This is a genomic window from Pseudomonas sp. LB3P14, from assembly GCF_054898045.1.
Genome location: NZ_CM142714.1, coordinates 3406477 through 3419321 on the forward strand (window position 1 = coordinate 3406477; position 12845 = coordinate 3419321).

General features: G+C 58.0%; 9 protein-coding genes. 4 read left to right on the forward strand and 5 right to left on the reverse strand.

All coding sequences use genetic code 11. The features are described from left to right. The first annotated feature begins 249 nt into the window (after window positions 1-249). Genes ACYZT5_RS15795 through ACYZT5_RS15805 form a run of 3 tightly spaced genes read left to right on the forward strand, consistent with a single transcriptional unit; the run spans window position 250 to window position 7527 of the window. Complete coding sequence (locus ACYZT5_RS15795; RefSeq protein WP_449644135.1) at window positions 250-876, forward strand: response regulator; 627 nt, start codon at window positions 250-252, stop codon at window positions 874-876. 8 nt (window positions 877-884) lie between these two features. Further along, window positions 885-4529: a transporter substrate-binding domain-containing protein gene (locus ACYZT5_RS15800; RefSeq protein ID WP_462051909.1), complete on the forward strand. Its 3645-nt coding sequence runs from the start codon at window positions 885-887 to the stop codon at window positions 4527-4529. A 49-nt stretch (window positions 4530-4578) separates the two neighbouring features. Then, entirely contained in the window at window positions 4579-7527 is a 2949-nt protein-coding gene (locus ACYZT5_RS15805) for an HD domain-containing phosphohydrolase (RefSeq protein ID WP_462051910.1), read from the forward strand. Here ACYZT5_RS15805 and ACYZT5_RS15810 read toward each other — a convergent pair whose 3' ends face one another. Both ACYZT5_RS15810 and ACYZT5_RS15815 read right to left on the reverse strand, forming a co-directional pair. Beyond that, window positions 7528-8010 (reverse strand): GAF domain-containing protein, encoded by a 483-nt coding sequence (locus tag ACYZT5_RS15810; RefSeq protein WP_046054403.1) that lies wholly within the window; start codon window positions 8008-8010, stop codon window positions 7528-7530. After that, a complete protein-coding gene (locus ACYZT5_RS15815; protein WP_462051911.1) occupies window positions 8007-8897 on the reverse strand; it encodes an ATP-binding protein in 891 nt (296 codons plus the stop codon). The genes ACYZT5_RS15810 and ACYZT5_RS15815 overlap by 4 nt, the downstream gene beginning before the upstream one ends. 166 nt (window positions 8898-9063) lie before the next feature. Between ACYZT5_RS15815 and ACYZT5_RS15820 the strand changes: the two genes are divergently transcribed. Continuing rightward, window positions 9064-11385 carry a hybrid sensor histidine kinase/response regulator gene (locus tag ACYZT5_RS15820; RefSeq protein ID WP_462051912.1) on the forward strand — a complete coding sequence of 774 codons (2322 nt, stop codon included), beginning with the start codon at window positions 9064-9066 and terminating at the stop codon, window positions 11383-11385. Here the strand turns inward: ACYZT5_RS15820 and ACYZT5_RS15825 are convergent. The 3 genes from ACYZT5_RS15825 to msrB form a co-directional block, all read right to left on the reverse strand. Further along, complete coding sequence (locus ACYZT5_RS15825; protein WP_462051913.1) at window positions 11369-11830, reverse strand: MarR family winged helix-turn-helix transcriptional regulator; 462 nt, start codon at window positions 11828-11830, stop codon at window positions 11369-11371. The genes ACYZT5_RS15820 and ACYZT5_RS15825 overlap by 17 nt on opposite strands. Beyond that, window positions 11827-12312 (reverse strand): glutathione peroxidase, encoded by a 486-nt coding sequence (locus tag ACYZT5_RS15830; protein ID WP_074878825.1) that lies wholly within the window; start codon window positions 12310-12312, stop codon window positions 11827-11829. Before ACYZT5_RS15830 ends, ACYZT5_RS15825 begins: the two co-directional genes overlap by 4 nt. 104 nt (window positions 12313-12416) lie before the next feature. Then, the gene (gene msrB / locus ACYZT5_RS15835; protein ID WP_462051914.1) at window positions 12417-12812 is read right to left on the reverse strand and encodes a peptide-methionine (R)-S-oxide reductase MsrB; all 396 of its coding nucleotides are present in this window, start codon (window positions 12810-12812) and stop codon (window positions 12417-12419) included. Window positions 12813-12845: the final 33 nt, after the last annotated feature.

A 12845-nucleotide genomic window follows, 5' to 3' on the forward strand; every position in this document is an offset into this window, starting at 1 on the left:
GCATACTAAACACACTAAAAATGCAGCACAAACACAACTCAAAACTTACAAATCAATACTTGCAACATCTCGACTAACCCTCAACAAACTTCATCCTTCTTCATAAAAAATCCAGTTGATACGTAGTCCGATTCTTCTTCATCTGTAGGAATCATCCTATATTGCCGCTACAGGTCCGTCAGTTCATGCGTCACCTCAACTATCTGAGCTAAGGTGCGCGCTTTATTTGAGCTCGTATGGGATTTGATTATGAACTCCGTTTTTATTGTCGACGATCACCCGGTCATCCGCCTTGCCGTCAGAATGTTGCTTGAACATGAAGGTTACAAAGTCGTCGGCGAAACTGATAATGGGGTCGACGCCATGCAGATGGTTCGCGAATGCACGCCCGACCTGGTCATTCTTGACATCAGCATTCCCAAACTGGATGGCCTGGAAGTTCTCGCCCGATTCAACGCAATGAGTACCCGCCTCAAAACATTGGTGTTAACAGCACAGTGCCCGACACTTTTTGGTATTCGCTGCATGCAATCCGGCGCATCTGGCTATGTGTGCAAACAGGAAGATCTGAGTGAACTGGTCAGTGCTATAAAAGCCGTATTGTCAGGTTACAACTATTTCCCAAGTCAGGCCTTGAATCCTGTTCGTAGTGATGACGCGCGCTTCGCCGACCTGGAACTGTTCAAGTCGGTCAATGACCGAGAACTGATGGTATTGCAACTCTTTGCCCAAGGCCGCACCAACAAGGAAATTGCCAAAGGTATGTTTCTGAGCAACAAGACTGTCAGCACTTACAAAAAACGCCTCATGCAAAAACTCAAAGCCAAATCTTTGGTTGAACTCATCGATATGGCAAAACGTAACGCATTAGTGTGAGAGACAGGATGCCCAGTCGTATAAAGGATTATCTGACACTGATGGCCGCCGGTTTATGCCTGAGCACCTCAGTGCTCGCTGGGCAGACCGTCAGCGAGAACTACACCCTGCTCAGTCGCTCAATGACCGGACACCAGGAAGTCCAACTGGATACATCACAACGACAATGGATCAAGAATAAACGGGAACTGATCCTTGGCACATCAGCCCCGGACTACCCCCCTTTCGACCTGACCACCCGTGGTCACGACTACGAAGGTTATACCGCCGATTACGCGGGCATCCTGGGTACATCAACCGGTTTGCCAATCAAGGTTATGCGCTTTGCGTCCCGGGAGGCCGCAATCGAAGCACTCGAAAACGGCGAGGTCGACTTGCTGGGTAGCGCCAATGGATTCGAAGCGCATAACACCGACATTGTACTTTCCACACCCTACGCCGTAGATCAGCCGGTTCTGGTGACACGCGAAGGAGAAACCAGATCCTTGACCGATGGCCTGGCCGGTCTACGGCTGAGCATGGTGTATCACTATTTGCCGCTGGAAGAAGTCAAGGCAATGTATCCGAGGGCGATCATCACGTCCTTTCCGTCTTACCAGAATGCGATCAATGCAGTGGCCTTCGACCAGGCTGATGTTTTTCTGGGTGACACAATTTCCACCCATTACATGATCAACAAGGGCTATCTGAACAACATCCGCATGGCCAACTTCGGCAAACACGAAGCCCACGGTTTCAGCTTTGCCGTGCACAAGGACAACCCGCAATTGCTCGGGATCATCAACGCAATGCTCTGGGCGATCCCCACCAGCGAACGCGATAACATCGCCAAACGCTGGAGTGCCGGCAGTGACATTCTGCTCACCGATCAAAAACTGCAGCTCACCCACAACGAGGAACGCTGGCTGGCGCAACATCCGGTAGTCCGTGTGGTGGTCAACGAGGCCTTTGCGCCGCTGACGTTTTTCGACAGCAATAACAACTTTCGCGGGGTTACCGCGGACTTGCTCGAGCTGATCAGGTTGCGCACCGGGTTGCGCTTCGACGTCCATCGCAGCCGCAGCGATGACGAGATGATCGAGCAGATCAGGGACAATAAGGCCGACTTGATCGCCGCCCTGCTCCCCAGCGCCCAACGTGAAACGACGCTGAACTTCACCCGCCCCTATCTGCAAAACTCCTTTGTCTTGCTGACTCGCAAAGCCGCCGACAGCCCGACAAGCCTTGCGCAGTTACAGGACAAACACCTGGCAATCGCCGTAGGCAATCCCCTGGTGGATTACCTGCGCAGCGAGTTTCCACAGATCAAGCTGATTGAAACACCGGACGCGTTCAGCGCCGTGGAGTTGCTGGCCGAGGGCAAGGCAGACGGCGCGGTGAACTCACTGGTGATTGCCAACTACTTCATCTCATCGCGGCTCTTCGAGCACACACTTCAAATCAGTACCACTATCGGTACCCGGCAGGCCGCGTTCTCCCTGGCCACAGGCCGAGATGCCAAAGAACTGAACGCCATCCTCAACAAGGCGCTGCTGAGCATTGAGCCGCAAGAACTGGGCATCATCAACAGCCGCTGGCGTGGCTATTCGGCGTCTTCACAAAGTACCTGGCGCCTCTATCACCGACTGTTCTACCAAATCGTTATCGGTGCCGGGGTGCTGCTGCTGATTTCCTTTGCCTGGAACGCTTACATGCGTCGCCAGATAAAGCAGCGTCAGGCGGCCGAGCGCGCGTTGAACGATCAACTCGAATTCATGCGATCGCTGGTCAACGGTACGCCTCATCCCATCTATGTACGCGATCGCCAGGGACTGCTGCAAAGCTGCAACGACAGTTACCTGGAGGCCTTCTGCGCGAAACGTGAAGACGTAATCGGCAAAAGCGTCATGCAGGGCAACATGAGCAATGCGTTCGAAGCCCGGGAATATCAGGCCGATTACCAACGTGTCGTGGCCGAGGGTATACCGCTGATTCTCGACCGCGCGTTGCACATCGGCGGCCGCAGGCTGACGATTTACCACTGGATTCTTCCCTACCGTGATTCGAGCGGTGAAGTGCAAGGCATCATCGGCGGCTGGATCGACATCAGCGAACGGCGGCAACTGTTCGATGAGCTGCGCTGCGCGAAAGAGCGCGCCGATGAAGCCAACCGGGCCAAAAGCACGTTTCTGGCGACCATGAGCCATGAGATCCGCACCCCGATGAACGCGGTCATCGGCATGCTCGAACTGACGCTCAAGCGTATCGATCATGAGCACCCGGATCGCCCGGCCATCGATGTGGCGTACAACTCGGCGAAGGACCTGCTGGAACTGATCGGGGACATTCTCGACATTGCACGGATCGAATCCGGGCGTCTTAGCCTGAGCCCTGAACGCGTCAATCCAAGTGAAATCGTGAGCTCGGTCGTGCGGGTCTTCGATGGACTGGCGCGCCAGAAAAATCTCCGACTGCTGCTGGAATTCCGCCCTGCCAATTCGGAGTTTGATGTCCTGTTGGACCCGATGCGTTTCAAGCAGGTGCTGTCCAACCTAGTCAGCAACGCCATCAAGTTTACCGAGCACGGCCAGGTCCGGATCATCGTCGACCTGCAGCCCACCGCCGAACCCAAGCGGGTTCAGATGCTGCTGCACGTTCAGGACAGTGGCATAGGAATCAGCGAACAGGATCAGCAGCGGTTATTCGAACCCTTCGCTCAAGCCGATAACTGCGCACAATCAGACAGAGGTGGCGCAGGACTGGGTCTGGTGATCAGCCGCAGCCTGTGCGAGATGATGGGTGGCAGCCTGCAATTGAGCAGCCAGCCGGGTGTGGGCACTCAAGTCGAGGTTTCGTTGCACCTGGCAACACTGCCACTCGAGCACGTGCCGGAGACTGTTGAAGCGCACATACACTCCACGACGTCCCCCTTGAACGTTCTGGTGGTCGACGATCACCCGGCCAATCGCTTGCTCATGTGCCAGCAATTGGAGTTTCTGGGGCATCGATTCAGCGTCCAGGCGGATGGCGAAGCGGGATACGAGGCGTGGAAAGCAGAGCCGTTCGATCTGGTCATTGTCGATTGCAACATGCCGATCATGAACGGATACGAACTGGCCCGCGCCATTCGCCGACAGGAACAACAAACGCAACGCCCGCCCTGTACCGTTCTGGGTTTTACCGCCAACGCGCAACCGGAAGAAATACAACGCTGCAAACAAGCCGGGATGGACGACTGCCTGTTCAAGCCCCTCACCCTGACAGCCTTGAGTCAATGGCTTGAAGGTATCAGGCCGACCGTCCGCGATCCGGCGTTCAGCCTGCAAGGACTGCGTCTTTTGACGGGTGGAAATCCGCTATTGGACCAGCGATTGCTGGCCGAACTGTTGAACAGCAACCGTCTGGACCGACAAGAATTGCTGGCCCTGTCCCGCTCCAAAGACCCTCAGTCATTTCTCGACGTCGCCCACAAAATCAAGGGCGCCGCCCGAATCGTCCAGGCCTCCCGGGTGATCGACAGCTGCGAGGCGCTGGAAAAGGCCTGCAATGAAGCGTTCCATCACGACGAGGTGGCCGATTGCAGCAAGGCTATAGAGCGCGCCATGCTCGAACTGGAGCAAGCCTTGCAGCATCAGATTGGCCAAAACGACAACAGCAGAATGACAGAGCCTTAACTATGCTTGGACGCTGAGCAGTGTGTTAACCATCATGGAGAGACCTGCAATGCCCAGCCCACTGCGCCCGGATCAACGGCGGTTTCCCCTGCACGTCCATATCAGCGTGATGTTCACTCTCCTGCTGATGCTGACTGGAGTGGTACTGGGCATTTTCAACTACCGGCACACCACGCAGATCATTCTTTCCAGCAGTGAAAAGCTCTTCAACCGCATCGAGCAGGACGTCCGCCTGGACCTGCACACCACCTATGAGCCGATTCGTCATCTGCTGAGCCTGTTGGCGGATTACCCGGCGACGCTGGCACCTGACCTCGAGCAACGCCTGGCGCTGTTCAAACCCTTCAGCCAGTCACTCAAGGACAACCCCGACCTGGCCTCGCTGTATCTGGGCTACGACAATGGTGATTTCTTCATGGTTCGGCCCTTGCGAACCCCCGGTCTGAAAACACTCCTCAATGCCCCGGACACTGCGGCTTATCAGGTGTGGAGCATTGAGCGAACCGGCAACAGCGCAAAGGCCCGCTTCCAATCACTGTTTTTTGATCAAGATCTGGCCCTCATCAGCCACCACGACAATCCAGACGAAACCTACGATCCGCGAACCCGCGCCTGGTATGCCAACGCCCGCAGCGACAGGGATCAGATCACTACCGAACCCTACATTTTTTTCTCCACCCACAATGTCGGCACCACCCTGGCCCGGCGCAGCGGCGAACAAGCCGTCATAGGCGCCGATCTGACCCTGGCGGAACTCTCCGCGACCCTTGCCAAACATGTGGTGACCCCCAGTACCGAAATTGTGCTGTTCGATGCCCAGGGCAATGCCATTGCTTATCCCGACAGCAGCAAACTGATCATTGACGATCAGACTGCCCGCCTGATCAAAGCCACCGACCTGAGCCCCAGTCTTGGCGCATTGCTCAACAATCCCCCCGAAGGTAACCGCCTGGATGTCGCCGGTCGTCAATGGATCGTTGCCCGCAGCAGCATGCAGGAGGGCGGCCCCCAGGGACTGCAACTGGCGCTGCTGGTGCCGGAAGATGAATTGCTCGCCGATGCCTACCGCATGCGCTGGCAAGGCGCGCTGATTACCCTGGCCACGCTTTTGTTGTGCCTGCCGCTGGGTTGGCTGACCTCTCGGATTCTGGTTAAACCCCTGCGCGCGCTGGTGCGGGAGGCCGATGCGGTTCGCAGTTTCGACTTCAACTTTCCGGCCTCACGTCGCTCTCCCGTGCTCGAAGTCGACCAACTGAGCGTGTCGATGACGCGCATGAAAGACACCCTGGCGAGCTTTTTCCAAATCACCGAAAGCCTGAGTGCCGAGGTCCGTTTTGCCCCCTTGCTGGAACGCGTGTTGTTTGAAACTGTGAAAATCGGCCAGGCCCAGGCCGGTCTGATCTACCTGCGCGAAAGCGATGGCGATCGCATGGCGCCGCAGGGTCTGGTCATTAACGGCACCTCACAGGCATTGCCGTCATTTGATCTTCGAGGACACGAACTCCAGGCTCCGCAAAGCCCTGCATGGCTACGGCAGCTGTCGAATGCCGACAACGTCGTCACCACGCTTGGTTTCGAACAGGCCGGAGATTTGCAGAAGGTGCTGCTTGCGCTGGAGTGCCCCCGCGTTCATCTGATCGGTATTCGACTGCACAATCGTCATAACGAAACCGTGGGCCTGCTGATCCTGCTGTTGGCCGATACCGGCAACCAGAGCGATCTGGAAAAACTTCGTCCGGACCGCATCGCGTTCCTCCAGGCCGTCTCCGGTGCGGCCGCCGTGAGTATTGAAAGTCAGCGTCTGCAAGCCAAACAAAAACAACTGCTGGACTCCTTCATTCAACTGCTGGCCGGTGCGATTGACGCCAAAAGCCCCTACACCGGCGGTCACTGCCAGCGAGTGCCGGCGCTGACCCTGATGCTCGCCCAAGCCGCGGCGGCCAGCCAGGACCCGGCCTTCAGTGGCTACCAACCCAGCGAAGATGAATGGGAAGCGCTGCACATCGCGGCCTGGCTACACGATTGCGGCAAGGTCACCACGCCGGAATACGTGGTCGATAAAGCCACGAAGCTGGAAACGCTTAACGACCGCATCCACGAAATCCGTACCCGTTTCGAAGTGCTCAAGCGCGATGTCTGGATCAACTACTGGCAAGCCATGGCCCTGGGCGGTGACGAGCAGCACCTGGCCGAACGGCGCAACGCCACTCTGGCGGGGCTGGACGATGACTTCGCGTTCGTTGCCCGCTGCAACCTGGGTGGCGAGGCGATGGCCGAGTCCGACCTGCAACGCCTGCACAAAATGGCCGAGCGCACCTGGACCCGAACACTGGATGACCGGCTGGGCGTTTCCTGGGAAGAGAACCGGCGCCAGGGGCGAACCCCGGCACCGACACTGCCGGTCAGCGAGCCGTTGCTGGCGGACAAACCCGAGCACCTGTTCGAACGACCCGAAGCCGAACTGATTCCGGAGGATAATCCCTGGGGGTTCAAACTCGATGTGCCGCGCTACAAGTACAACCGGGGCGAGCTCTACAACCTGAGCATTGCCCGAGGCACCCTGACCCGCGAGGAGCGTTACATCATCAATCACCACATGGTGCAGACGATTCTGATGCTCAGCCACCTGCCCTTCCCAGGCCACCTCAACAGCGTCGCGGAGATCGCCGGCGGCCACCATGAAAAAATGGACGGCACCGGGTATCCCAAACAGTTGAAGCGTGAAGAAATGAGCCTACCGGCGCGGATGATGGCGATTGCCGATATTTTTGAAGCACTGACCGCCGCCGATCGCCCCTACAAGAAAGCCAAGTCGTTGAGCGAAGCGCTGGGCATCATGGCCACCATGTGCCGGGACGCCCACATCGATTCTGAGTTGTTCGGGCTGTTCATCAACGCACAAATATATTTGCAGTACGCCGATCGATTCCTCGACCCCCAACAAATCGATGCGGTGGATCCGTCTAGCCTGCTGGTCAAGGCAGGCTTGAGGGCATGATCAGCAGTCGGTCAGGCGCAGGAAAATCGCCGCCAATTGCTCGATACCCGCCTGATCTTCAGCGGTAAAACGCGCCAGTTTCGGGCTGTCGAGGTCCAGCACGCCAATCAATCGACCGTCCTTGACGAGTGGCACCACCAGTTCGCTGTTCGATGCGCTGTCGCATGCGATGTGTCCGGGGAATGCGTGCACGTCCTCGACCAACTGGGTCTGCAAGGTCGCCGCCGCAGCCCCGCACACGCCCCGACCGAATGGAATCCGCACGCAGGCGATCTGCCCTTGAAAAGGGCCGAGTACCAGTTCTTCGTTGCGATTGAGGTAGAACCCAGCCCAGTTCAGGTCATCGAGCTGGTTGTACAGGAACGCCGAGAACTGCGCGGCGTTAGCGATGAAATCCCGCTCGTCCGCCAGCAATGACTCCAATTGCGCCCACAGCATGCCGTAGCCTTCGAGGCCCTGGCCGCTCTTCTGTAAATCGATCATGCCTTGTGCTCCAACAGCTTCAGCCCGACCCAATAGCGGGCAAATTGATACGCGCATCGCCCGTTGCGATTACCCCGGCCCGTAGCCCAGCGAACCGCGAGGATGTCCAGCTCTTCATCTCGCTGCCATTTAAGGCCCGCCTTGTCGGCCAGTTGACCGATCCAGTGCTCGACGACGTTGAGGAAGTGTTCCTGGGTAAACGGGTAGAACGACAGCCATAATCCGAAACGGTCCGACAGCGCAATCTTGTCTTCCACCGCCTCGCTGGGATGGAGTTCGCCGTCGACCCTTTTCCAGTTTTCGTTATCGCTTTCCTTTTCCGGCACCAGATGGCGACGGTTGGAAGTGGCGTACAGCAAAACGTTATCCGGCGCCTGTTCGAGAGAACCGTCGAGCACGCTCTTGAGCACCCGATAGTCACCCTCGCCCGACTCGAACGACAGGTCATCGCAGAACAGCACGAAACGCTGAGGCAGCTTGGCGATTTGTTCGACCACACGCGGCAAGTCTGCCAGGTGATCGCGTTCGATCTCGATCAGCCGCAAACCCGCCTTGGCGTGTTCGGCCAGCAAGGCGCGAACCAGCGACGATTTACCGGTGCCGCGCGAGCCCCAGAGCAACGCGTGGTTGGCCGGCATTGCGTCGAGGAACTGTTGGGTATTTCGCCCCAGTTGCTCCAGTTGCCGGTCGACGCCGATCAGGTCGGACAAACGCATGTCGAGGCTGACTTGCAGCGGCAGCAGAAAACCGCTGCGCCCCTCGCGCTGCCAGCGTGCAGCCAGGCAGTGGTTCCAGTCGATGGCTTGCCGAGGTGCGGGCAGCAGCGGTTCGATACGGGCCAAAACGGCATCGGCGCGTTCAAGAAAAGCATTTAATCGGGAATCCACGTCTTCTCCTCGGGCACGTTCACAGTAATGATGGCGATACAGCGACGAAACACAGCGTTCGGTGTCCGGTTCATCCCTTTGCACAAGGGCTCGCGAGAACATCGGTATCCATGCATGATCGGCTATGCTTGAGCAGCGAAGGGAAACGGAAGTGGTTCGACACCCCATGGATATCAAGTTCACCAACCGGCTGTCCTACAAGCAAGCCAGGCTTACTGTGCTGGTCGGTTTTATTCTGGGCACGCTGCTCAGTCTGCTGCAAATAGGCATCGATTATGCCAGTGAAGACGCCTCCATCAACCGAGAAATCCTGTCTTTACTGGAAATCAGCCATAACCCCGCGTCCCGTATCGCCTACAACATCGACGCCGAACTCGCTCAGGAATTGACCCTGGGCCTGTTGCGTTCGCCGGCGATCATCGGCGCGCAATTGATCGACAACAACAATAACGTGCTGGCCAACGACAAACGCCCAGGCGTGCAAAGTAACTATCGAGTGATCAGCGACTTCCTGTTCGGCGCCAACCGGCAGTTCGAAGACCGTCTCTACCTGGATCACTTGCCGACCGAATCCCTCGGCACCCTGCGTCTGGACGTCGACACCTATTCATTCGGCAACCGGTTCCTGCGCCGGGCCGAGGTGACGCTGCTCAATGGTTTCGCCCGCAGCCTGCTGCTGACCGGCATCCTGCTGGCGCTGTTCTATGTGATGCTGACCAAGCCGTTGGTGCGGGTCATCCGTGAACTCAGTATTCGCGACCCGCGCAGCGCGGAGTCGACGTCGCTGGAGTGTCCGACGGACCATGAAAACGATGAAATCGGTGTACTGGTCAAGGTTGCCAATCAACAGTTCGAAAACATCGCCACCGAAATCCAGCAACGACGCAACGCCGAAAATCGCCTGACCGACTACCTCGGGCAACTGGAGAACATCGTCTCGGCCCGCACGGCGGAACTCAAGGCGATCAACACTCGGCTCAGCCAGTCCAATCAGGAGCTGGAAGTCGCCCGCAGCACCGCCCTGGGTATGGCCGACGCGCGCTCGGTGTTCCTGGCCAACATGAGCCACGAGATCCGCACGCCGCTCAACGGCCTGCTGGGGATGATCGCGCTTTCCCTGGACGGTCCGCTCAATGCCGAGCAACAGCAACAGCTGTCCATCGCCCATGACTCGGGCAAAGTACTGGTGGAACTGCTCAACGATATTCTCGATCTGTCGAAGTTCGATGCCGGCCAACTTGAGCTCGAACATATTCCGTTCGACCTCGGTTCGCTGATCGAGGACACCGCCAACCTGCTGTCACAGAACGCCGCGCCGAGCGTCGAACTGAGCTGCCTGATCGATCCGCATTTTCCGGCGCTGGTGCTCGGGGACCCGACCCGGGTCCGACAGATCGTCAGCAACCTGTTGTCCAACGCCCTCAAGTTCACCCGTTTCGGTCGGGTCGATGTGCGCCTCTCGACATTCGAGGACGGCGTCAGAATCGAAGTCTGCGACACCGGCATCGGTATCGCCCAGGACGCCCAGGTCAAGATCTTCCAGCCTTTCACCCAGGCGGGTGCCGGCATTACCCGGCAATTCGGCGGGACCGGGTTGGGCCTGGCACTGACCTACAACCTCTGCGAAGTCATGCAAGGGCGCCTCACCATCAGCTCGGAAGCAGGCTTCGGCAGCCAGTTCTGCGCGGATCTGCCGCTGCCCATCCACACCCGCGCCCTTCCCCCGGCTTCTTTACAGGGCAAGGTCATCGCAATCACCGCCGCGAGCAGCGGTCTGGCAGAACTGTTGAGCAGTGTGTTGCCCGGCTGGGGGCTCGACTATCAGCAGCGTTCCATCGAGGATTCGTTGCTGGGTCTGAACCCTGATGTACTGATTACCGATTGCCCCGAATGCCTGTTTGGCCTGCGTCCCTCGTGTACAGCCCCCATTCTGCTGGTCACCGCTTACGGCAGCTTCATGCCCAGCGAAGAAGCCGTCGCCCTTGCCCCCCTGCAGCAACAGGCGCGGCCTCTGGCGCGCAACGCGCTGTACCAGACTCTGCGACGAGTCCTGCAGCCGGAACTCAACACGATCAACGATGCCCGGCTCGACACCCTCTCCCCACAACGACGCGGACGCGTGCTGCTGGTGGAGGACAATCCGGTCAACCAATTAGTGGCCAAGGGGATGCTCGGGAAACTCGGATGCGATGTGATCGTCGCCGGTCACGGTGGCGAGGCGATGGATCAGCTTGAGCACAGCGAATTCGACCTGGTGCTGATGGACTGCAACATGCCGGTGATGGACGGCTACGAGGCCAGTCGGCAAATCCGTCGCAGCGGGCGCTGGCCACAGCTGCCCATCGTCGCCCTGACCGCCAACGCCATGTCCGAAGAGCGCGAACGCTGTCGTGCGGCGGGCATGAGCGATTACCTGGCAAAACCCTTCCGCCGGGAAGAGTTGGCTGCCCTGCTGGACTTGTGGATCCCTACTACGACAGTGCTTTGATTTGTCCCAACAGGTGATCGAGGCCATCGCGCAGATCATTCAGGCGATCCAGATCCACACCGCTGTCGCACAGTAGACGGGCCTTGAGCGGCCCGACCTGTTCGCGCAAGGCCTTGCCGGTGGGCGACAGGCTCAAGTGCACTTCACGCTCATCCCGCGCCGAGCGCTGACGCTGAACCAGTTGCAGTTGCTCGAGACGCTTGAGCAACGGCGTCAGGGTGCCGGAATCCAGTGCCAGGCGTTCGCCCAACGCCTTGACTGTCGGCTGCTCAGGGGCTGCCTCCTGCCATTCCCACAACACCAGCATCGCCAGGTATTGCGGGTAGGTCAGGCCGAGCTGATCGAGCATCGGCTTGTAGGCGCGGATCACCGCCCGGGAAGCGGCGTACAGTTTGAAGCACAGTTGGCTGTCGAGCTTCAGGGAATCGACTGACAAGGTGTTCATTTGAGCAGGGCTTCGATCTCGCGGCTCAGGTCCTGCGGCTTGGTCGCGGGGGCGAAGCGCTTGACCAGCTGGCCGTCCTTGCCGATCAGAAACTTGGTGAAGTTCCACTTGATGCCTTGGGAACCCAGCACACCCGGCGCGCGCTTTTTCAGTTGAACGAACAGCGGATGGGCGCCCGCGCCATTGACTTCAATCTTTTTGAACAGCGGAAAACTGACGCCGAAGTTCAACTCGCAGAATTCGGAAATCGCCCCTTCGTTGCCCGGTTCTTGCTTGCCGAACTGATTGCATGGAAAGCCCAGCACTACCAGACCTTGGTCCTTGTAGGTCTGCCACAACTCTTCAAGGCCTTTGTACTGCGGGGTGAAGCCGCATTTGCTCGCCGTGTTGACCACCAGCACGGCTTTGCCGGCGAAATCCGCCAGGGTCTTTTGCTCACCCTTGATGGTGGTGCAAGGGATGCTCAGCAGGTTGTCGCTCATGATTCGGACTCTAAATGAGGGAAGATGAGACAAACATAGCGAGCAATTGAATTGTGTGCAATTTAAATATCCGAAGGGCGATCATCGGATCGCCCTCTGGCTTATTAACCGCGGGGTACCAGGTCCAGGCACACCGAGTTGATGCAATAACGCAGACCGGTCGGCGGTGGACCGTCGGGGAACACGTGCCCCAAGTGCGCATCGCATTTGGCGCAGACCACTTCGGTACGGATCATGCCGTGGCTGACATCACGGATCTCGACCATGGCGCTGTCGCCGATCGGCGCGTAGAAGCTCGGCCAGCCACAGCCGGAGTCAAATTTGGTCTTGGAATCAAACAGCGGCTCGTTGCAACAGATGCAGTGGTAAACACCGTCAGTTTTGGTGTCGTTAAATTTGCCGGAGAACGGTCGTTCGGTGCCCTTGAGGCGGCAAACGTTGTACTGCTCCGGGTCGAGCATTGCTTTCCATTCTTCCAGGGTTTTTTCCAACTTTTCCATCATCACACCTCAGCAGCTGAAAAAGCCCGATCT